The sequence below is a fragment of the Isoptericola sp. Y581 genome (assembly GCF_059445475.1).
In genome coordinates, this window is sequence record NZ_JCAIUK010000006.1 from 242,327 (window position 1) to 261,913 (window position 19,587).

The 19,587-nt window shown below is 73.8% G+C and carries 19 protein-coding genes; 16 read left to right on the forward strand and 3 right to left on the reverse strand.

Annotation, left to right across the window (positions count from 1 at the left end):
• Positions 1 to 4: 4 nt before the first annotated feature.
• The gene (locus AC1C2W_RS13305) at positions 5 to 751 is read right to left on the reverse strand and encodes an N-acetylmannosamine-6-phosphate 2-epimerase (RefSeq protein ID WP_495413329.1); all 747 of its coding nucleotides are present in this window, start codon (positions 749 to 751) and stop codon (positions 5 to 7) included.
• Between the two features lie 150 nt (positions 752 to 901).
• On the opposite strand from AC1C2W_RS13305, the gene AC1C2W_RS13310 reads away from it, so the two are divergent.
• The 10 genes from AC1C2W_RS13310 to AC1C2W_RS13355 all read left to right on the forward strand — a co-directional run bounded on the left by AC1C2W_RS13310 (position 902) and on the right by AC1C2W_RS13355 (position 13,441).
• Positions 902 to 2,188 (forward strand): ABC transporter substrate-binding protein, encoded by a 1,287-nt coding sequence (locus AC1C2W_RS13310; protein WP_495389702.1) that lies wholly within the window; start codon positions 902 to 904, stop codon positions 2,186 to 2,188.
• A gap of 57 nt (positions 2,189 to 2,245) precedes the next feature.
• Complete coding sequence (locus AC1C2W_RS13315; RefSeq protein WP_495389703.1) at positions 2,246 to 3,232, forward strand: carbohydrate ABC transporter permease; 987 nt, start codon at positions 2,246 to 2,248, stop codon at positions 3,230 to 3,232.
• Positions 3,232 to 4,137, forward strand: coding sequence for a carbohydrate ABC transporter permease (locus tag AC1C2W_RS13320; RefSeq protein WP_495389704.1), 906 nt, complete (start codon positions 3,232 to 3,234; stop codon positions 4,135 to 4,137). Before AC1C2W_RS13315 ends, AC1C2W_RS13320 begins: the two co-directional genes overlap by 1 nt.
• Before the next feature lie 80 nt (positions 4,138 to 4,217).
• Positions 4,218 to 6,686 (forward strand): glycoside hydrolase family 10-like protein, encoded by a 2,469-nt coding sequence (locus tag AC1C2W_RS13325; protein ID WP_495413330.1) that lies wholly within the window; start codon positions 4,218 to 4,220, stop codon positions 6,684 to 6,686.
• Positions 6,687 to 6,798: 112 nt separating this feature from the next.
• Positions 6,799 to 8,457, forward strand: a complete 1,659-nt coding sequence (locus AC1C2W_RS13330) for a glycoside hydrolase family 13 protein (protein WP_495389706.1) — start codon at positions 6,799 to 6,801, stop codon at positions 8,455 to 8,457.
• A 24-nt stretch (positions 8,458 to 8,481) separates the two neighbouring features.
• The gene (locus tag AC1C2W_RS13335) at positions 8,482 to 10,101 is read left to right on the forward strand and encodes a DUF4127 family protein (protein WP_495413331.1); all 1,620 of its coding nucleotides are present in this window, start codon (positions 8,482 to 8,484) and stop codon (positions 10,099 to 10,101) included.
• Positions 10,098 to 11,069, forward strand: a complete 972-nt coding sequence (locus tag AC1C2W_RS13340) for an ROK family protein (RefSeq protein ID WP_495413332.1) — start codon at positions 10,098 to 10,100, stop codon at positions 11,067 to 11,069. The genes AC1C2W_RS13335 and AC1C2W_RS13340 overlap by 4 nt, the downstream gene beginning before the upstream one ends.
• Complete coding sequence (locus AC1C2W_RS13345) at positions 11,066 to 11,800, forward strand: GntR family transcriptional regulator (protein ID WP_495389709.1); 735 nt, start codon at positions 11,066 to 11,068, stop codon at positions 11,798 to 11,800. Before AC1C2W_RS13340 ends, AC1C2W_RS13345 begins: the two co-directional genes overlap by 4 nt.
• 70 nt (positions 11,801 to 11,870) lie before the next feature.
• Positions 11,871 to 12,950, forward strand: a complete 1,080-nt coding sequence (locus AC1C2W_RS13350) for an epimerase (protein ID WP_495413333.1) — start codon at positions 11,871 to 11,873, stop codon at positions 12,948 to 12,950.
• Positions 12,947 to 13,441 (forward strand): pyridoxamine 5'-phosphate oxidase family protein, encoded by a 495-nt coding sequence (locus AC1C2W_RS13355; protein WP_495413334.1) that lies wholly within the window; start codon positions 12,947 to 12,949, stop codon positions 13,439 to 13,441. Before AC1C2W_RS13350 ends, AC1C2W_RS13355 begins: the two co-directional genes overlap by 4 nt.
• Before the next feature lie 22 nt (positions 13,442 to 13,463).
• Here AC1C2W_RS13355 and AC1C2W_RS13360 read toward each other — a convergent pair whose 3' ends face one another.
• On the reverse strand, positions 13,464 to 14,045 hold the full coding sequence (locus AC1C2W_RS13360; protein ID WP_495413335.1) for a hypothetical protein: 582 nt from the start codon (positions 14,043 to 14,045) through the stop codon (positions 13,464 to 13,466).
• A gap of 113 nt (positions 14,046 to 14,158) precedes the next feature.
• Between AC1C2W_RS13360 and AC1C2W_RS13365 the strand changes: the two genes are divergently transcribed.
• The 5 genes from AC1C2W_RS13365 (at position 14,159) to AC1C2W_RS13385 (ending at position 18,168) form a co-directional block, all read left to right on the forward strand.
• Entirely contained in the window at positions 14,159 to 14,662 is a 504-nt protein-coding gene (locus AC1C2W_RS13365; protein WP_495413336.1) for a GNAT family N-acetyltransferase, read from the forward strand.
• Between the two features lie 40 nt (positions 14,663 to 14,702).
• Positions 14,703 to 15,329, forward strand: a complete 627-nt coding sequence (locus tag AC1C2W_RS13370) for a TetR/AcrR family transcriptional regulator (RefSeq protein WP_495413337.1) — start codon at positions 14,703 to 14,705, stop codon at positions 15,327 to 15,329.
• Between the two features lie 108 nt (positions 15,330 to 15,437).
• Positions 15,438 to 16,820 (forward strand): MFS transporter, encoded by a 1,383-nt coding sequence (locus tag AC1C2W_RS13375; protein WP_495413338.1) that lies wholly within the window; start codon positions 15,438 to 15,440, stop codon positions 16,818 to 16,820.
• An 18-nt stretch (positions 16,821 to 16,838) separates the two neighbouring features.
• Positions 16,839 to 17,249 (forward strand): hypothetical protein, encoded by a 411-nt coding sequence (locus AC1C2W_RS13380; protein ID WP_495413339.1) that lies wholly within the window; start codon positions 16,839 to 16,841, stop codon positions 17,247 to 17,249.
• A 49-nt stretch (positions 17,250 to 17,298) separates the two neighbouring features.
• Positions 17,299 to 18,168: an alpha/beta fold hydrolase gene (locus AC1C2W_RS13385; protein WP_495413340.1), complete on the forward strand. Its 870-nt coding sequence runs from the start codon at positions 17,299 to 17,301 to the stop codon at positions 18,166 to 18,168.
• A 7-nt stretch (positions 18,169 to 18,175) separates the two neighbouring features.
• On the opposite strand, the gene AC1C2W_RS13390 is transcribed toward AC1C2W_RS13385, so the two are convergent.
• Positions 18,176 to 18,673 carry a pyridoxamine 5'-phosphate oxidase family protein gene (locus AC1C2W_RS13390; protein ID WP_495413341.1) on the reverse strand — a complete coding sequence of 166 codons (498 nt, stop codon included), beginning with the start codon at positions 18,671 to 18,673 and terminating at the stop codon, positions 18,176 to 18,178.
• A 184-nt stretch (positions 18,674 to 18,857) separates the two neighbouring features.
• Here AC1C2W_RS13390 and AC1C2W_RS13395 point away from each other — a divergent pair, with 184 nt between their 5' ends.
• Positions 18,858 to 19,520 carry an SDR family NAD(P)-dependent oxidoreductase gene (locus tag AC1C2W_RS13395; RefSeq protein ID WP_495413342.1) on the forward strand — a complete coding sequence of 221 codons (663 nt, stop codon included), beginning with the start codon at positions 18,858 to 18,860 and terminating at the stop codon, positions 19,518 to 19,520.
• The last annotated feature ends 67 nt before the right edge of the window (positions 19,521 to 19,587 follow it).

The window sequence follows — 19,587 nt, forward strand, 5'->3', positions numbered from 1 at the left end:
CTCCTCAGTCGTTGCGGGGCCGACGGGCCGTGGCGGCAGCCGCGACCATCCGGCGGGTGATGCGCTCCGGGTCGGTCACAGCCGACCCGACGACGACGGCGTGCGCTCCGGCCTCGAACGCGGCGGCCACGGTCGCGGGGTCCCAGACCCCGCCCTCGACGATCACGGGGACGGGTATCGTCCGCGCGAGCCGGGCGGCGAGGTCGAGGTCGGGCGGCACCACGTGCCGGGTCTGCGTGGTGTAGCCGGCCAGGGTGGTCGCGACGAGGTCGGCGCCGTCCTCGACGGCCTCGACGGCCTCGTCGTAGGTGGCACAGTCCGCGAGCACCACCGCCCCCCGCGCGTGGCAGGCGGCGACGATCTCGTCGAAGGGCTCCGCGGGCCGGGACGTCCGCGCGGACTGCACGGCGACGATGTCGGCCCCCGCCTCGGCGAGCGCCACGGCCTCGGCCACGGACGGGGTGATGTAGACCTCGCTGCCGGGGGTGTGGCGCTTGGTGATCCCCACCATCGGCAGGGCGGTCTGCCGGCGCAGCAAGGCGACGACCTGCGGGGAGGCGACCCGGAAGCCGCGCGCGCCGCCGAGCTCGGCGGCACGCGCGAGCCGGACCAGCGTGGCGGCGTCGTCGAGCGGGCCCCCGGCGCGGTGCGTCTGCGCCGAGACCACCAGGCCGCCCGCCAGCGCGCGTACCGCGTCCGGCCGCGCGGGTCCGACGGTGTCGGCGATCGAGGTAGGGGGGATGGAAGTCATCAGGTTGGTATATACCAACCTGGGGGCCCCCCACCAATCGAATCGCGCTCCAAGGGCGGTTCCGGGCCGTAGTTGACAGATTGGTCTATACCGCTAATGTTCAACCGAGTTCGATCACGAACTCCTCGGGACGATGAAGCGGAGGACCAGATGCGTGGACGAAGGCGACACGTCGCGGCCGTAGTAGCGGGGGCGGCGCTGCTGTCGCTCACCGGGTGCGGGCTCTCGGGCACCGCCGGGGCCGACGACGACACGGCCAGCACCGACGGCGAGATCACCGGCGAGGTGACGCTGCAGACCTGGAGCCTCAAGTCGGGCTTCTCCGACTACCTCGAGGGCGTGATCGCAGACTTCGAGGCGGAGTATCCCGGCACGTCGGTGAAGTGGATCGACCAGCCCGGCGAGGGCTACGAGGACAAGCTCCTCGCCCAGGCCAGCGCGGGCGAGCTGCCGGACGTCACCAACACGACGCCCACGTTCGCCTACCAGCTTGCGAGCCTCGGGCTCCTGCAGGACGTGTCGGCCGCGGACGAGGAGCTGGGCTCCACCTACGTGGACGGCGCCGTGGCAGGGTTCGAGTTCCCGGGGGTCGACGGCACCTTCGCCTACCCGTGGTACCTCACCACCGAGGTCAACTACTGGAACACCGACGCCCTGGCCGAGGCCGGCGTCGACGCCGCCGACCTGCCCACCGACCTCGACGGGCTCTTCGACGCCGCCCGCGAGCTCAAGAAGGCGAACGGCGGCGACACCTACCTGCTGAGCATGAAGCCCACCACCAAGGACCTCGCGTCCCAGGGTGTGCCGATCATGAACGACGAGGGCACCGAGTTCGTCTTCAACACGGACGAGGCGGTCGAGCTCCTCGACCGGTACCGCGCGGCGTACGCCGACGGCCTGCTCCCCGAGGCCGTCCTCACCGACAAGCTCGGCAACAGCAACGAGATCTTCACCAAGGGCACGGCGGCCTGGACCTCCGGCGGCGGCAACTTCATCGCCGGCGCGGTCGAGAACAACCCGTCGCTCGACGGCAAGATCGCGGCCACCCCGCACTTCGGCACCGCGCCCCTCGACGTCCAGGGCGTCTCCGTGCCGACGACGTCGAAGAACCTGCCGACCGCCATCGCGCTCGCCCGATTCCTGACCAACGCCGAGAACCAGGAAGCCTTCGCCGACCTCGTCCCCGGGATCTTCCCGTCGACGGCCTCGTCCCAGGGCTCCTTCGACGCGTCCGACGGCACGGACCTCGGCGACGCCACGGAGCTCGCGTTCGCCGGCCTCGAGACCGCCCAGGTGCTCGAGCCGCCGCAGCGCGACGCGGCCATGTCGACGATCATCGACCAGCAGATCTCCGCCGCCGTCACAGGGCAGAAGACGTCGCGCGAGGCCCTCGACCACGCCGTCGAGAAGTGCAACGCGATGCTTCCCCAGGAGTGATCAACCCCGGGCGCCGCGTCCTGGACGCGGCGCCCGGGCCCCGATCGAGGAGACCCCATGAGCACCACCACCGGGACCCCGGCGCCCTCGCGCGTCCCGTCCCCCGGCGCGGACGCCGCCCCCGCTCCCGCAGGACGACGCCGCGGCCGGGCTCCCGGAACGCACGGGCAGACCCGGAGCCACCGCTGGTTCACGCCGTGGCTCTTCCTGCTCCCCGCGCTCTTCTTCCTGTGCGTCTTCAACGTCGCGCCGGCGGCCAACATCGTCATGCTGTCGTTCACGAACGCCAAGATGCTCTCCGGCGGCACGTTCACCGGGCTCGACAACTACGGGCAGATGCTGCAGGACGACCAGCTGGGCGTCGCGCTGATCAACATCGCGGTCTACCTCGTCGTGTGCCTGCCGCTGCTGCTGTTCCTCCCGCTGCTGATCGCGCTCCTCGTGGAGAAGAAGATCCCCGGGATCGGCTTCTTCCGCACCATGTTCTACACGCCGGTCGTCGCCTCGGCGGTCGTGGTCGGCCTCATCTGGAGCTGGCTGCTCGACGAGCGCGGCGCGATCAACGGCATCGCCCAGAACCTGGGCTTCATCACCGAGGCGATCCCGTTCCTCACCGATCGCTGGCTGCTGCTCTTCAGCGCCATCAGCCTGACGGTCTGGAAGGGCCTCGGCTACTACATGATCATCTACGTCTCGGCGCTCGGGAGCGTCCCGCGGGAGCTGCACGAGGCGGCGGCCATGGACGGCGCGGGCACGCGGCGCCGGTTCTGGGCGGTGACCGTGCCCAGCATCCGCAACACGATGTTCCTCATCGGCGTCCTCATCACGATCGGCGCGCTGCGGGTGTTCTCGGAGCTCTACGTGCTCGGCGGGTCGGGCGGCGGCCCCGGCGGCGAGGACGTGTCCGTCGTGATGCTGATCCAGATGTACACGCGCGGCTTCAACGGGAACCTCGGCTACGCGTCGTCCCTGTCGGTGCTGCTGTTCTTCATCACCCTGATCCCCCTGATCGTGACCGCACGCCTGCAGAAGAAGGCCGACTGATGGCAACGACGCTCGAGACCCCGAACGCACCGGCCCCGGCGCCCCGGCGGCGGCGCGCCCGCGGCGGCTTCGCCCCGGACTCCGTGGGCACCCGCGAGCTGATCGTGCGGTACGCCCTGCTGCTGGTCGTGCTCGTCATCACGGTCGGCCCCTTTCTGTGGCAGCTCTCCACCTCGCTCAAGGGCCCCGCGGACGACGTCTACAGCCGGACGCCGGATCTCATCCCCTCCGACCCGACGCTCGCCAACTACGTCGAGGCCGCCCAGACCGTGCCGATCCTGCGGTTCGCGCTCAACTCGGTGATCGTCGCCGCACTCGTCGTGCTCGGGAACGTCGTCGGCGCCACGATGGCGGGCTACGCGCTCGCACGCCTGAAGTTCCGGGGCCGCGGCCTCGTCGTGGGCGTCATCTTCGGCACGATGCTGCTGCCCGCGGAGGCGACGATCGTCGCCCAGTACCTCACCGTGCGCGACATGGGGCTGGCCGACACGCTCCTCGGCGCCGCGCTGCCCGGCATGGTCGGGATGATCAACATCCTCCTCATGCGGACCGCGTTCCTGTCCGTCCCGAAGGAGCTCGACGAGGCGGCGCTCGTCGACGGCGCGAACGTCTGGCAGCGCTTCTGGCGGATCGCGCTGCCGAACGTCAAGGGCATGATCGCCGTCATCGTGATCTTCGCGTTCGTCGCCGCGTGGGACGACTTCCTGTGGCCCCTGCTCGTGCTCTCGACCCCCGAGAACCTCACGCTCACCGTCGGCCTGCAGTACCTCGCCGGCGCCTTCTCCTCCAACCAGCGCGTGATCTCCGCCGGGACGATGATCGCCTTTTTCCCGGTCGTCCTGTTCTTCCTCCTGCTCCAGCGGCACTTCTTCCGAGGCGTCGCCGCTGGTGCCATCAAGGGCTGACGCCTGCCGTCCTCGCCGCGTGCCGACGACGGCGCGCGGCGGGGTGGTCCAGCCTGCCCCCCACCCAAGGAGAGGTATCCATGCACCCAGCTCGGAGCGCACCCCCGTTCTCCCGCAGGCCGGCCTCCGCGATGCTGCGGACCGTCCTCGCCCTCGGCCTCGCCGTCACCGGCGCCGGCCTCGTCGCCCCGCTCGCGTCCGGCGCCACGACCGGCACCACGTCCGCCGACACGTCCGCCGACACGCCGGACGCCTCCACCAGCACCGTCGTCACGGCCCCTGACGGGGCGCAGTGGGCGATCGACGGCGACGACGTCGCCCGCGGCGCGGGGATGCTCGTGCGGTACACGCCCGACTACGGCTTCTCGACCTTCACGAACGCGTGGGGCGCGGAGGCTGTCGTCGTCGAGACCTCGACCCCGAACACCTACCGCGTGACCGAGGTGGGCTCCGCCGACACGGGCACGGGCGGCGACCACGACGTCCCGGCCGACGGGTTCGTGCTCAGCGCCGGCCCCGCCGACGAGGACGACGCGGAGCCCGATCCCGTCGAGTTCCTCACCGAGCACGTCGCCGTCGGCGACGAGCTGACGGTCACGCGCCCGACGGCGACCGACGCGAGCAGCGAGCTCAGCGTGGTCGACCCCACCCCCGAGACGAACCCCGAGGGCGCGGAGTTCCCCGGCTACCGGGGCGCCGAGCAGCTCGTCCGGTACACCCCGGCGTTCGGCGCGCAGACCGGCACCAACGCCTACGGCGACGAGCTGACCGTGCAGGACGGCGTCGTCACCGCGCTCGGCTCACAGAACTCCACGATCCCCGCCGACGGGTACGTGCTGAGCGGCAACGGCCTGGCCGCCGACTTCCTCACGGCCAACTCGATCCTCGGCGCCCGCGTCGAGATCACCGGCTCGACCGTGCGCATCCGCAGCGACGTCGGGGTCGTCCTGGACGGCGTCGCCGCGGGCGTCGAGGCCGCGCAGGAGACGGTGGAGTCCCGCTACGACGAGTACGTCGACGGCGACTTCGACTCCGCCCGGGCGAGCCTGGACCAGGCCTCCGACCTCCTCGACCAAGCCCGCGAGGCGCAGGCCAGCGACGACCAGGTCGCCCTCTTCTACGCCGACGAGGCCGCCGAGGCGGCCCGCGCCGCGACGACCAGCTCGATGCCGAGCCGCGTCGCCCAGGCGCGCGGCGTCTGGTACCAGGCGTCCGAGACGACCCCCGAGCAGATCCGGGCCACGATCGCGGACATGACCGAGGCCGGCGTCAACGAGTTGTACCTCGAGGTCTTCTACGACGGCTACACCATCTACCCGAGCGACGTCGCCGTCGCCGCCGGGCTGCCGGCCCAGCGCCCGCAGTTCGAGGGCTTCGACCCGCTCGCCGCGTGGAAGGCCGCCGCCGACGACGCCGGGATCTCCCTGCACGGTTGGATCACCGGGCTCGGGGTGGGCAACGACGGCGACGCCGGTGTCGGCGCGATCGGCACCGCGCACCCCGACTGGCTGGCCCAGCCGCAGGACGCGGCGGACTCCGACGAGCCGACGCCGTCGGCCAACGGGTTCTACTGGCTCGACGTCGCCGACGACGAGGCGCGCACGTACCTGCTCGACGTGCTGGCGGAGATGGTCGAGCGCTACGACCTCGCCGGCATCGACCTCGACTACATGCGCTACCAGGAGGCCGAGGAGTGGACCGACACGTTCGGCTACTCCGACGAGTCGCGGGCAGCGTTTGAGGCCGAGCACGGCGTCGACCCCGTCACGCTCACGCCGGACAGCGAGCTCTGGGACACGTGGACGACGTTCGTCGAGGAGCTCGAGAACGCCATGGTGGCTGACGTCTACGACCGGGTGAAGTCCGTCGACGCGGGCGCCGTCGTCTCCGACGCCCCGGAGATGGGCAGCGAGGCCGCGAAGATCGACCAGTGGAGCGACGACCTCGACGTCGTGATCCCGCAGGCCTACTACACGACCAGCCTCGACGCGATCCGTGCCGACGTCGACCGGGTGACGACCGTCATGACCGGCGACCAGCTCGTCTACACCGGGCTCAGCTCGATGATCTCGCGGTTCGGCGCCGACGCGACGGTGGACCAGACCCAGGCCGCGGCCGACCTCGACGCGGGCACCGTGATCTTCTCGTGGGGCCAGGCCGGCTGGTCGCACGTCGCGGCGCTGTCCGCCGGGCCGTGGCGCGGCGAAGCCGTGTCGCCGGGAGAGCACCCCGTGGACGCGGCCCGGGCCGTGCTCGCCGACGCGCGGCAGAAGCTCGCCACCACGTACGTCGACCGTGGCGGCGTCCGGCGGGCCCAGGCGGTCTCGCTGCGGGCCCGCATCGCGGCGGCCGAGAAGCTGCTCGCGGGCGGCAAGGTCACCGACGGCGAGCTGCGCGGCGCCGGCGCCCTCCTCGCGACCCTCACGGAGGACGTCGCGCGCCAGGCGGACGCGGGCCGGATGGACTCCGGGGTCGCCGCGCGCCTCACCGAGGGCCTCGGCGACGCCGGGAGCTACCTGCAGTACGCGCAGCGGAGGCACATGCGATGAGGCACCGCCACGGTCACGCTCGAGCTCGCGGCCACCGGCCTGGTGCGGCTCGGCGCCCGCCTGACCAACGACTCACCATCCTGCACCTCACCCGCACCCCGAAGGAGTCCTGATGATCGACGCGTGGTGGCGACAGGCCGTCGTCTACCAGATCTATCCCCGCAGCTTCGCGGACGGGAACGGGGACGGCATCGGCGACCTCACCGGTATCCTGTCGCGCGTGCCGTACCTGACGTCGCTGGGGATCGACGCGGTCTGGCTCAGCCCGTTCTACCCGTCCGCCCTGGCCGACGGCGGCTACGACGTCGACGACTACCGGGACATCGACCCCCGGATCGGCACCCTGGAGCAGTTCGACGAGCTCGTCGGGCGGCTGCACGCGGCTGGCATCAAGGTCGTCGTGGACCTCGTGCCCAACCACTCGGGCAGCCGGCACGAGGCGTTCGTCGCGGCCCTGGCCGCCGAGCCCGGCTCCCCCGAGCGCGAGCTGTACCTCTTCCGCGACGGGCAGGGCGAGCACGGCGAGCTGCCGCCGGCCGACTGGAAGTCCCTCATGGGCGAGCCCGCGTGGACCCGGGTCGACGACGGCCAGTGGTACCTGCACCTGTTCACGCACGAGCAGCCCGACTGGAACTGGGCGAACCCCGCCGTGCACGAGGACTTCGAGAAGACGCTGCGGTTCTGGGGCGACCGGGGCGTCGACGGGTTCCGCGTGGACGTCGCGAACGCCCTGACCAAGCACCTCCCGGACGAGCTGCCCACACAGGCCGAGATCGACGCGCCGGGAACCTTCCCCGCCGGCGAGCACCCGCTGTGGGACCGCGACGACCTGCAGGACGTGTATGCCGAGTGGCGCACCGTCTTCGACACCTACGAGCCCCCGCTCATGGCCGTCGCGGAGGCGTGGGTCGCCCCCGAGCGCCGGGCGCTGTACACCACCGGGAAGGGGCTCGACCAGGCGTTCAACTTCGACCTGCTGCGCTCCCCGTGGGACCCCGAGAAGTTCCGTGCCGTGATCCGCGACAACCTCGAGCTCGCGGCCCAGACGGGCGCGCCGAGCACGTGGGTGCTGTCCAACCACGACGTCGTGCGGCACGCCACCCGCTACGGCCTCGTCGGCGAGGGCGACGAGAACGACTGGCTGCTCAGCGGGTGCACCTCGCCGGTCGAGGACCGCACGCTGGGACTGCGCCGGGCCCGCGCGGCGACGATGCTGATGCTCGCGCTGCCGGGGTCGTCGTACCTGTACCAGGGCGAGGAGCTCGGCCTGGCCGAGGTCGGCGACCTGGCGGACCACGAGCGGCAGGACCCGGTGTTCCACCGCAAGGGCGGGGCCGAGATCGGCCGCGACGGCTGCCGCGTGCCGCTGCCGTGGACCACGGAAGGTCCCTCGCTCGGGTTCGGCGACGCCGCGCCGCACCTGCCGCAGCCCGCCTGGTTCGCGGGCTACGCCGTCTCCGGCCAGGAGGAGGATGAGGCGTCGACGCTCGCCCTGTACCGCCGGGCGCTGCGGCTGCGCCGCAAGCTCCAGGCCGCGGAGCGGCTCGAGTGGCTCGACGCCCCCGAGTCCGTCGTGGCGTTCGCCCGCCCGGGCGGCTGGGCGTCGTTCACCCACTTCGGCGACGAGCCCGCCCAGCTGCCACCTGGGCGGGTGCTGCTCTCGAGCGACCCCGCCGCTACCGACACCGGCACCCTCGCGCCGAACACCACCGTGTGGCTCGAGCTGACCGGCGACGCGCCGTCGACCGGTGCCGATCGCACGAACCGCTGACCCGTCGAACGACAGGAAGTCCCCATGCAGATCGCCTGGCTCCCGCTCGACGAGCGCCCGGTCAACGTCCGGCTGGTGGCGGACGTCGCCGCCGTCGCCGGTGCCCGGGTCGTCGTCCCGCCCGCGAGCGCGCTGCCGCGCACGCGCGCCCCCGGCGACGTCGACGCCCTCGCGGCGTGGCTCCGCGAGGCCGGGGCGTCGCCCGACGTCGACGCGGTCGCCGTCTCGCTCGAGATGCTCCTGTACGGCGGGCTCATCGCCTCCCGCACCAGCACCGACGGCGCCGCCGCCACGCTGGCCCGCCTCGACGTGCTGCGCGAGCTGCGGGCGCAGCGACCGGCCCGACCCGTGTCGGCCGTGACCGTCGTCATGCGGGCGAGCGACTCGTACCTCGCGGACGAGGAGCCCGCCTACTGGGCGCAGCACGGCCGCGACCTGCACGCCCTGGGCGCCGACCTGCACCGCCGGTTCCTCGCGGACCAGGCCCTGCCGGACGTCACGCCCCCGGGCGGCACGCCCTCGGCGCGCGGCGGGGACGCGATCCCGGACGACGTCCGCCGGGACTTCCTGCTGCGCCGGCTGCGCAACCACACGGCCGGGCTCGCCGCGATCGGGCTCGCGGCCGAGGGCGTCGTCGAACCCCTGCTCGTCACGGCGGACGACACCGCCCTGCGCTCGGCGGGCTCGCTCGAACAGGTGTGGCTCGGCCAGTGGACGAGCGCGCTCGGCGCCGGGGACGCGATCCGCATGTACGCCGGCGCCGACGAGGTGGGCGCCGTCCTGGTCGCGCGCGCCTTGGGCGAGCTCGACCCGCGGCCCGTCGGTATCCGGGTCGTGTGCGCCGCCCCGGACGGCCTGGCCCGCACCCCCCTGTACGAGAACGCACCCGTAGGCCGCGGCGCCGACGCGCAGGTCCGCGCGTCGGGCAGCCACGTCGCCACGGGCGACCAGCGCGCGGACGCCGTGCTCGTGGTCCACGCCCCCGACCTGGCGCAGGGCGACTGGCGCCGCCGGGTCCCGGACCTCGACGCGCCGAACCTCGACGCACCGGATCACGACACGCCCGGCGGGGCCGCGCGAGCCACCCTGGACGCGGTGCGGGCAGCCCTCGACTCGGGCCTGGACGTCGGCCTCGCCGACGTCCGGTACGCCAACGGCGCCGACCCGGTGCTCCTCGAGCTGCTGCGCGAGGCGGACCTGCTCACCGAGATCGCGGCGTACGGCGGGTGGAACACCGCCGGGAACACGATCGGGTCGGTCGTCGCCGCGCTGCGGGCGACCGTCGTCGGGAAGCGTGCCGGCACGTTCGACGCCGAGGCCGCGCGGCGGCTCGTGGTGCACCGGGTGCTCGAGGACTGGGGGTACCAGGCCGTCGTCCGGACGGCGCTCGCCGCACGGTCCGACGTCGCCGCGCCCGAGCAGGACGAGCAGGCCGAGGCCCGGTACGTCGACCTCGTCCGCCACGAGCTCCAGGCCATGGCCGACGCCACGTTCCCGGGCGTGCGGCTCGAGTCCGTCCACCTGCCGTGGCACCGGACGTTCGAGGTCGACTTCGACGTGCGCCTGCCGCGGGCCGAGGGCCCACGAGGCGAGACGGGCACCAAGACGGGCACTAAGACGGGCACCGAGACGGACACCGCGTGACGCGGGTGGCGATCGGCGTCGACGTCGGCGGCACCAAGACCGCGGCCGCGGTGGTCGACGCGGCGGGCACGGTGCTCCGCTCCGCGGTCGTCGCGACGCCCGCGGAGCGCGGTGCGGAGGCGGTCGTCGGCGCCGCGGGCGCCCTCGCGCGCGACCTTGCCGCCTGGGCCGGCGAGCAGGGCGCCGACGTCGTGGGCTGCGGCGCGGGCGTCGCGGGCGTGGTCGACCGCCGCGGGGTGGTGACCTCGGCGACGGACAGCCTGCCCGGCTGGGTCGGGACGCCCGTCGCCGACCGCCTGCGCGACGCGACGGGCCTGCCGACGCGGGTCGTCAACGACGTGCACGCCCTCGCGCTCGGCGAGGCGCGCGTGGGGGCGGCGCGGGGCGCCGCGAGCGCCCTCGTGGTCGCTGTCGGGACCGGTGTCGGCGGCGCGTACGTCCGCGACGCGCAGCTGGTCGTGGGCCGCACCGGCACGGCCGGCTCCATCGGGCACCTGCCCGTCGGGCTCGGCGAGGGCCGGGCCTGCCCGTGCGGCGCGGCCGACCACCTCGAGGCCTACGCCTCGGGCCCGGCGATCGTGGCGCGCGTGCGCGAGCGCGGCGGGGATCCGCGCGACCTGCGCGACGTCGTGGCCGCCGCCCGGGCCGGCGACCCCGTGGCCGCTGCGGTGCTCGCCGAGGCGGGCACCCTGCTCGGGCTCGGCGTGGCCGGCCTGCTCAACATCCTCGACGTAGACGTCGTGGTGCTCGGCGGCGGCGTCCTGCACGCGGGCGACCTGGTCACCGGCCCCCTCGAGCGCGCCGTCGCCGCCCACGCGCTCCCCGGCCCGGGCACCGCCACGATCACGGTCTCGACGAGCCTGGCGCACGGCAACGTCGTGGGCGCCGCGTCGCTCTGGACCGCCGACGGCCCGGCCGGCGAGGACGGTACGCGCTACGCGGCCCCACCTCCTATCCTCGCCTCATGACGCCCGACGCCGCCGTCCCGAGCGCGCCACGACGACCGAAGTACGTCGAGATCAAGGACTCGCTGCTGCGGACGTACATCGACGACAAGCCGGCGGGCAGCCCGCTGCCGCCCGAGCGCGCGCTCGCGCGGGACTTCGACGTCACCCGGCCGACGGTGCGGCGCGCGATCGACGAGCTCGAGTCGGACGGCATCGTCTATCGCGTCCAGGGCGGCGGCACGTACTCACTCGGCCCGTCGATCGCCAAGTCGCTCCGGCTGACGTCGTTCAGCGAGGACATCCGGGCCCGTGGGCGGGTGCCGAGCTCGGAGCTGCTCGACGTCAGCGTCCGGCCCGCCGGCGAGGCGTCCGGCCGGAGCCTGCGCGTGAGCCCCAGCGACCTCGTCACGGTCGTCTCGCGGCTGCGCAAGGCCGACGGCGAGCCGATGTGCATCGAGACGGGCACGCTCCCCGCGGACCGGGTCCCGGGGCTCGAGCAGCACGACCTCACCGGCTCGCTCTACGCGATCCTCGAGCAGGACTACGGCATCGTGGCGAGCCGCGCCGAGCAGACGATCGAGGCGACCGTGCTCGACGGCACGGCGGCGGACCTGCTCACCGTCGCGCCGTTCTCCGCGGCGCTCCGCGCCAGCCGCACGTCGTTCGACCTGCACGGGCGGCCCGTCGAGCATGCGGTCTCGACCTACCGGGCCGACCGCTACTCGCTGCGCTTCGCCGTCCGCCGCGACTAGCGCTGGGGCGCCATGGCTGTTCCGTGCTTGGATCGATCGACCCGACCGAATGATCGATGTGGAGCGTGCGATGGCGAATGACTCCTCCCCGTCCGAGCCGAGACGAGCGGTCGTCGCGGGGTGGAGCGGGTTCATCGGCCGGGCCGTCGTCGACGACCTCGCGCGGCGCGGGTACGACGTCGTCCGCGTGGGTCGCGACGGCCCCGACGCCCCCTGGTCCGACACCGGCGCGCTGGCCCGCCTGGTCGACGGCGCCGACCTGCTGGTGAACCTGGCCGGCAAGAGCGTCGGGTGCCGGTACACCGACGCGAACCGGGCCGAGATCCTGCGCTCGCGCGTCGCGACCACGCGGGCGCTGCACGACGCCGTCTCCCGCGCGGCCCGGCCGCCCCGGCTGTGGCTCAACGCCAGCACCGCCACGATCTACCGGTATGCGCTCGACCGCCCGCAGACCGAGGACGGCGGCGAGCTGGGCGCGGGCTTCTCCGTCGACGTCGCGCGGAGCTGGGAGCACGAGCTCTTCGCGGGCGACCTGCCGGGCACCCGGCGGGTCGCGCTGCGCATGGCGATCGTGCTGGGCGGGCCGGCGTCCGACCTGCTCGCGCGCGTGGCGCGGCTCGGCGTGGGCGGGCCGCAGCTCGACGGCCAGTGGTTCCAGCACCGCCGCTACCGCGGCATCGGCGACTCCCCCACCGGCGGCCCGGTGCCGATGCACCGCAGCGGCGGCCGGCAGAAGTTCTCGTGGATCCACGTCGACGACGTGCTGGGCGCGGTGCGCTTCATCGACGACGACGAGTCCCTGTCCGGACCGGTCAACCTCGCGGCGCCGCACCCCGTCGACAACCGGACCCTCATGGCGGAGCTGCGCCGCGCGGTCGGGATGCCGCTCGGGCTGCCTGCCCCGCGCTGGCTGCTGGAGCCCGCGCTGTGGGCGCTGCGCAACGAGTCCGAGCTGCTGCTCAAGAGCCGGTGGGTGCTGCCCGCGCGGCTCGAGGAGGCGGGGTTCACCTTCCGGTGGCCCGACCTGGCCCCGGCGCTCGACGACGCCGTGCGGGGCACGCGCGCGGGCACGCGCGCGGGCACAGGAGTGGGCCACGGGAGTATGCATGAGGCGAGAGCTCCGCACGCGAGGCAAGGAGGCCCCCGATGACACATCCCGCGACACACCTCGTTGACCAGCCGCCGGACGACGACGCCGCGCTCGCGCGACGCGTCCTCGACGACGGCCGCTATATGGTCCTCGCCTCGGCGGACGCCGAGGGCGCGCCCTGGCCGACCCCCGTCTGGTTTGCCCGCGAGGGCCGGGAGCTCGTGTGGGTCTCCCGGCCCGCGACCCGCCACTCGACCAACATCGGGGCGCGAGCCGCGGTGGGCGTCGTGGTCTTCGAGACCCCCGTGCCCGTCGACGGGCGGCCCCGCGCGGTGTACGCGGAGGCCGAGGCCGGCGAGGTGCCGGACGCCGACCGCGAGCGCTGCCTCGGCATCTTCGACCGCCACTCCCGCGCCGAGGGCCTCGGCCCCTGGCCGGTCGAGCGCGTCGTCGCGCCCGCCGAGCTGCGGCTCTTCCACGCCGTCGTGTCGCGGTTCTTCGTGCTCGAGCCCGACCGCGACGTCCGCCGCGAGGTCGAGCTCGACGGGTAGCCGCCGGGCCGGCCGCCGCCGCTCACGCCGTCAGCGCGACGACGGCGACCGCGACCGCCAGCAGCACGTCGAGCACGCAGCAGAACTCCGCCAGCGACCGGCCGACCACGCGCCCGGTGCGGTGGTGGTACGCGTCCCACGCCGCGTGCCCAAGCAGCCCGAGGGCGACGACCAGCCCGCCCACTGTCACGTCCGCGCGGACGGCGAGCAGCGCGGCGGCCCCGAGCACGAGCATCGCCGCGGCCTGCAGCGGCAACGACCACGGCGGCCGGGCGTGGCCGAGCGCGAGCCCGAGGACCGCGAGCACCACGGCCAGCCCGATCATCCAGACCGTGGGGTCGAGGTCGGTGAGCTTGGCGAGGCCGATAAGCACGAACGTCACCCCGAACGCCGCCCACCCCGCGCCGGGCCGCCCCAGGGTGGCCGCCGCCAGGTAGACGAGCCCCGAGGCCGCGAGCACCGGGGCGACGTCGCGCGCGTCGGCGAGCCCGTACATCGTGCCGGCCGCGACCAGCACGCCCAGCGCCGCGGGCCACACCCTGGCGAACGTTGAGCGCCGGGCGTCCGCGGGCCTCGACAGGCCGCGCGCCTGGTCCTGGGTCATGGTCGTCTCGCTCCCGAGTGACTGAACAGTGTGGTTGAACCGCGTGTGGTGAACCGCTGACGATCGAGTCGATAAACTGTACATTCGCGTTCGAGTTAGTGGAAGGTCGGCCGATGACGACACCCACGCCCGCGACGGGCGACCTCCAGCCTGCGACCGCGCACGACGCCGGGGCCGTCGCGCACATCTGGCGCGAGGGCTGGGCGGACGCGCACCTCGGCCACGTCCCCGAGGCCCTCGTCTCCGCGCGCACCCCGGCGTCGTTCGACCGACGGGCCCGCGACCGCGTCGCGGACACCACCGTGGCGGTGCGCGACGGCGCCGTCGCCGGCTTCGTGATGGTCGCCGGCGACGAGGTGGACCAGCTCTACCTCGACCGCGCGGCGCGCGGCGGCGGCCTCGGCGGCGCGCTGCTGCGCCACGCGGACATGTTGATCCGCGCGTCCGGGCATCGCCGCGCCTGGCTCGCCGTGGCGACGGGCAACGCCGCGGGACGCCGATTCTACGAGCGGCAGGGGTGGGTCGACGAGGGCCGGTTCGCGCACCGGGCGCCCGTGCCCGGCGGGGCGGTCGAGGTGGACTGCCGCCGGTTCGTCAGCCCGGAACCCTCGGCCTGACGTTAACCTGGCCACCCCTGTCCGATATTGGAGGTGCCCGGTGGCCGCGACCCCGGCCCAGACCCCGCCCCAGACCCGGTCGAGCGAGCGGGCCGGTGGTGGCCCGGATCGCGCCAAGCGCGCCGACGCCGTCCGCAACATCGAGGCGATCGTCGACGCCGCCATCCGGTTGCTGGCCGTGGATCCCGACGCGAGCGTCAACGAGATCGCCAAGGCCGCCGGCGTCGGCCGGGTGACCCTCTACGGCCACTTCGACTCCCGGGCAGCCCTCGTGCGCGAGGTCGCCGACCGCGCCATCGCGCAGACCGAAGAGGCGCTGGCGCAGGTGGACCTCGAGGGCGACCCGCGCGACGCCCTCGGCCGCCTGCTGGTGGCCAGCTGGCACCTGACGCACCGGTTCGGGGCCCTCGTCGTCGCGGCCACCCAGGCGCTGCCGCCCGACCAGATATACCGCGCCCACGAGGGACCCTTCGCCCGCGCGCGGAGCGTGCTCGAGCGCGGGCGCGCCGCCGGCGAGTTCCGCGACGACATGCCGCTCGACTGGCAGCTCAGCGCCGTCCAGGCGATCCTGCACGGCGCCTCCGCGGCCGTGCACCGCGGCGAGATCAGCGCCGACGACGCGCCGGTGCTCGTGCGCGACACGGCGCTCGGCGCCCTCTCCGCCTGACGCCACCCTCCCTGCCCCCGGCGGACGCATGAACCCCTTGTCGAACAGAGATGTTCGAGTTAACGTTACTTGGACACCCATGTTCGGGTTATCGAAGGGACCGCCATCATGACCGCGCCAGAGAAGACCGCATCGGAGCCCTCCGCCGCGCCCGACCCCCGGCGCTGGCGCATCCTCGGGCTGCTCGGAGTCGCCCAGCTGATGCTGATCGTCGACGTCACCGTCGTCGCGATCGCCCTGCCCGACATGGGCGCCGACCTCGGCCTCGACCGCGCCGGGCTGACCTGGGTGGCGAGCGTCTACGCGCTCGTGTTCGGCGGCCTGATGCTGCTGGGTGGCAAGGCGGCGGACGTCGTCGGCCCGCGACGCATCGTGCTCGTCGGCCTCGGGCTGTTCACCGCCGCCTCCCTGCTCGCCGGGCTGGCGGGCAGCGCCGAGCTCCTCCTGGTCGCCCGCGCCCTGCAGGGCGTCGGCGCCGCGGCGATGTCCCCCGCGGCGCTGTCGGTCATCGTGCGCACGTTCAGCGGCGCCGAGCTCTCCCGCGCCCTCGGCGTGTGGTCGGGTCTCGGCGGCGCCGGCGCCGCGGTCGGCGTCCTCCTGGGCGGCATCCTCACGTCGGGCCCAGGCTGGCCGTGGGTGTTCTACGTCAACGTCCCCGTCGGGGCCGCCCTGCTCCTCGCGCTGCTGCGCTGGGTGCGGCCGTCGCCCGGGGCGGGCGGCCGGCTCGACGTCCTCGGGGCCGCCCTCGCCACCCTCGCGACCGGCTCCCTGGTGTACGGCCTGGTCGCCGCCGGCGACCAGGGCTGGCTCAGCCCGCACACGCTCGTCGCGGTCCTCGGCGGGCTCGTCGGGTACGCGCTGCTCGCGGTGCGCCTGCGGACCGCCGCCGCGCCGCTCCTCGACCCGGCGATGCTCGCGCGGCGACCGGTGCTGCGCGGCCTGGGACTGATCTTCGTCGCCACCGCGCTGATGATCTCGGTGTTCTTCCTCGGCTCGTTCACCCTGCAGCAGCTGCACGGCTACAGCCCGCTGGAGACGGGGCTGACCTTCCTCCCCGTCGCGGTCGCCACCATCCTGGGCTCGACCCTCGCCGGGCGGGCGCTCCCCCGCTGGGGCGTGCGCGTGGTCTCCGTGGTCGGACTGCTCGTCGCCGCGGCGGGTCTCGCCGCGGCCGCCGGGATCTTCTCGATGACGGTGCTCGTGGTGGGCATCAGCGTCGCCGGGTTCGGCGTCGGCGCCGTGTTCGTCGCCGCGGCCGGCAGCCTCTTCTCCGCCGTGGCGCCGCACGAGGCCGGCGTCGCCTCCGGCGCGCTCAGCACCTTCCACGAGTTCGGCGCCGCCACCGGCGTCTCCGCCGTCTCCAGCGTCGCCGCCGCGGCGCTGCTGGAGCCGGGGTTCGACGCCTTCGCCACCGGCTACTGGTTCGCCGCCGCCGTCGCCGTCGTGGCCGGCCTGCTCTCCTTGGCACCGCCCCGCGCTCCGGCGGAGTAGATCGCCTACCCTCGGGGGGTGCGAGTACGTGCGATCGACCTCGTGGACGTGCTCGTCTACCTCGTGGTGCTGGGCGCGTTCATCCAGCTCTTCCCCCAGGTCGTCTCCGAGTCGTTCCTGATGTCGCTGCTCACCGCGATCCTGCTCAAGGTCGTGCTCGAGCTCGTGGTGCGGGCGAAGACGAGGGCCGTCGCCCGCATCCGGGCGGCCCAGACCCCCGCCGGCCGCGTCGTGAGCACAGTCGCTCTGTTGGTCGTGACCGCCGGCAGCAAGTTCCTGGTGCTCGAGCTGACCGACCTGGCGTTCGGCGACGCCGTCCAGCTCGGCGGGTTCTTCCAGGTGACCGGGCTGATCGTCGCCCTGATGCTCGCCCGCGCCGGGACGCGGTACGTCCTCGAGCGCAGCGATCGGCCGGAACCCGCAGCCTGAGAGAGGTCGCGGCCACGCAGGTATGTGTGGGACTCGCTAGCGTCGGCTCATGTTCGACGACTTCCGACTGGAACAGGTCACGCTGAGCGAGGTCACTCTGCGCGTGCGCCACGGCGGTGAGGGCACGCCGGTGGTCCTGCTGCACGGGCACCCCCGGACCCACACCACGTGGCACGACGTCGCCCCTCGGCTCGCGCGGGAGCACACCGTGGTGTGCCCCGACCTGCGGGGCTACGGGGAATCGACGCTGCCCCCGGACACCCCCGACCACGCGCAGTCCAGCAAGCGCGCCATGGCTCGGGACGTGGCCGAGCTGATGGACACCCTGGGCCACGACCGGTTCGCCGTGGTGGGTCACGACCGCGGCGCCCTGGTTGCCTTCCGCACCGCCATGGACCACCCCGGAAGGGTCTCCCACCTGGTCGTCATGGACGGGCTGCCGGTCGTCGAGCACCTCGAGCGCACCGACGCCCGCTTCGCCCTCGCCTGGTGGCACTGGTGGTTCCTCGCCCAGAGCGACAAGCCGGCCGAACGTCTGATCAACGCCGACCCGGACGCCTGGTACCGCACGCCGCCGCCCGAGGACATCGGGCCGGAGAACCACGCCGACATCTGGGCAGCCCTGCGGAACCCCGCCGTGGTTCACGGCATGTGCGAGGACTACCGCGCGGGCCTCGGGATCGACCGTCGCCACGACGAGGCCGACCGCGACGCGGGGCGCCGTGTCGGCTGCCCGACGCTCCTGCTCGAGTCGGCCCACGACGACCTCGACATCCACGGCGATCCCACCGTCATCTGGGAGCCGTGGCTCGAGCGCCCGATCCAGCACCGCGTGATCGACTCCGGTCACCACCAGGCGGAGCAAGCACCCGAGCAGGTGGCCGACGCGCTGCTCGGGTTCCTCGGTCGCCGCCCCTGACCGAGGGTCAGCCACGCCTCGCCGCACTCTGTTCGGCGAGCTCCTGCAGGAACTTCGGGAACCGGCCCGCGCCGAAGTCGTAGTAGCGGGCCCACTGCGGCGTGATCGCGATGCGCGCCATCTGGTCGTACATCTCCCGGCAGGCCTGCTCGAACTGCGCGGCGGCCTCGTCGTCCATGCCCTTGCGGGACGCAGCGAGGTACTCCTCGGCCACGCCGTCGACGACCCGGATGTCGACGCGTCCGCGCACCGACAGCGACCGGGCCCCCGTCCCCGAGTCGCTGGCGTCGATGGTCAGCGCGACCTCCGGGCGAGCCGCCAGCGCGGCGACCTTGGGCGCCGTCGGGTGTGTGGCGATCACGAACTGCCCGCCGGTCCAGAAGAAGCCGACCGGCACCACCCGGGGCGTGCCGTCCTGCGCGACGTAGGCGACGTGCGCGGCAGAGGGCGAGTCGAGCAGCTCCCCCGCGGCGGCCAGCTCGCTGTCGATCTCGTGCTGATCCATGACTTCGTCTCCTCCGTCGAGTCGGCGCCGGTCGCCGCTCCCGTCCCTGGGACGGAGCCGCCCGCGCGTTCTCGACATCGAACCGCATCCTCGAGGTCGCCGCCCACGGCGCAGCACGCGTTGAATGGGGCCATGACCGGGCGCCGCGCAGGCCCCGACCGCGAGCACGTGGAAAGGCAACGACATGACGACACTGGCCATCATCGGCGCGGGCCCCGGGCTGGGGCTGTCCGTCGCGCGACGCTTCGGCCGCGAGGGCTTCTCCGTCGCGCTCGTCGCACGGAACGCCGCGAAGCTCGACGACCTCGTCGCCCGGCTGCACGACGACGGGATCACCGCCGCCGGGTTCGTCGCCGACGCGCGCGACCGCGCGGGCCTGACGGACGCCCTCGACCGGGCGGCCGTCGAGCTCGGCCCCGTCGAGGTGCTGCAGTACAGCCCCGTCCCCGCACGCGAGTTTATGAAGCCCGTGCTCGACACCACGGCGGACGACGTCGTCGGCCCCCTCGAGATGTCCGTGCTCGGCCCCGTCGCCGCCGTGCAGCAGGTGCTGCCCGGCATGCGCGAGCTCGGCCGCGGCACCGTCCTCTTCCCCAACGGCGGCAGCGCCGTGCGCCCGCGCGGCACGGTCACCGGCACGTCCGTCGCCTTCGCCGGCGAGAGCGCCTACGCCCAGCTGCTGCACGACGCGCTCAAGCCCGAGGGCATCCACGTCGCGCAGCTGATCATCCCGCTCGGCATCGGCGGCGGGGAGCCCGACCACGACCCCGATGTCCTCGCCGACCGGCTGTGGGGCCTGCACGGCGAGCGCGGCGAGTTCCGCACCTTCGTGCGCCCACTGGAGTGATCCGTCGGGACTCAGGCGAGCGGGTCATTTCGATTATATTCATTGCCATTCTCGCGGTGCCTGCCTA

Bases quoted from the DNA above. Each gene is read 5' to 3' on its own strand.
- AC1C2W_RS13305 (WP_495413329.1), bottom strand. From the start codon at position 751: ATGACTTCCATCCCCCCTACCTCGATCGCCGACACCGTCGGACCCGCG.
- AC1C2W_RS13310 (WP_495389702.1), top strand. From the start codon at position 902: ATGCGTGGACGAAGGCGACACGTCGCGGCCGTAGTAGCGGGGGCGGCG.
- AC1C2W_RS13315 (WP_495389703.1), top strand. From the start codon at position 2,246: ATGAGCACCACCACCGGGACCCCGGCGCCCTCGCGCGTCCCGTCCCCC.
- AC1C2W_RS13320 (WP_495389704.1), top strand. From the start codon at position 3,232: ATGGCAACGACGCTCGAGACCCCGAACGCACCGGCCCCGGCGCCCCGG.
- AC1C2W_RS13325 (WP_495413330.1), top strand. From the start codon at position 4,218: ATGCACCCAGCTCGGAGCGCACCCCCGTTCTCCCGCAGGCCGGCCTCC.
- AC1C2W_RS13330 (WP_495389706.1), top strand. From the start codon at position 6,799: ATGATCGACGCGTGGTGGCGACAGGCCGTCGTCTACCAGATCTATCCC.
- AC1C2W_RS13335 (WP_495413331.1), top strand. From the start codon at position 8,482: ATGCAGATCGCCTGGCTCCCGCTCGACGAGCGCCCGGTCAACGTCCGG.
- AC1C2W_RS13345 (WP_495389709.1), top strand. From the start codon at position 11,066: ATGACGCCCGACGCCGCCGTCCCGAGCGCGCCACGACGACCGAAGTAC.
- AC1C2W_RS13350 (WP_495413333.1), top strand. From the start codon at position 11,871: ATGGCGAATGACTCCTCCCCGTCCGAGCCGAGACGAGCGGTCGTCGCG.
- AC1C2W_RS13355 (WP_495413334.1), top strand. From the start codon at position 12,947: ATGACACATCCCGCGACACACCTCGTTGACCAGCCGCCGGACGACGAC.
- AC1C2W_RS13360 (WP_495413335.1), bottom strand. From the start codon at position 14,045: ATGACCCAGGACCAGGCGCGCGGCCTGTCGAGGCCCGCGGACGCCCGG.
- AC1C2W_RS13365 (WP_495413336.1), top strand. From the start codon at position 14,159: ATGACGACACCCACGCCCGCGACGGGCGACCTCCAGCCTGCGACCGCG.
- AC1C2W_RS13375 (WP_495413338.1), top strand. From the start codon at position 15,438: ATGACCGCGCCAGAGAAGACCGCATCGGAGCCCTCCGCCGCGCCCGAC.
- AC1C2W_RS13385 (WP_495413340.1), top strand. From the start codon at position 17,299: ATGTTCGACGACTTCCGACTGGAACAGGTCACGCTGAGCGAGGTCACT.
- AC1C2W_RS13390 (WP_495413341.1), bottom strand. From the start codon at position 18,673: ATGGATCAGCACGAGATCGACAGCGAGCTGGCCGCCGCGGGGGAGCTG.
- AC1C2W_RS13395 (WP_495413342.1), top strand. From the start codon at position 18,858: ATGACGACACTGGCCATCATCGGCGCGGGCCCCGGGCTGGGGCTGTCC.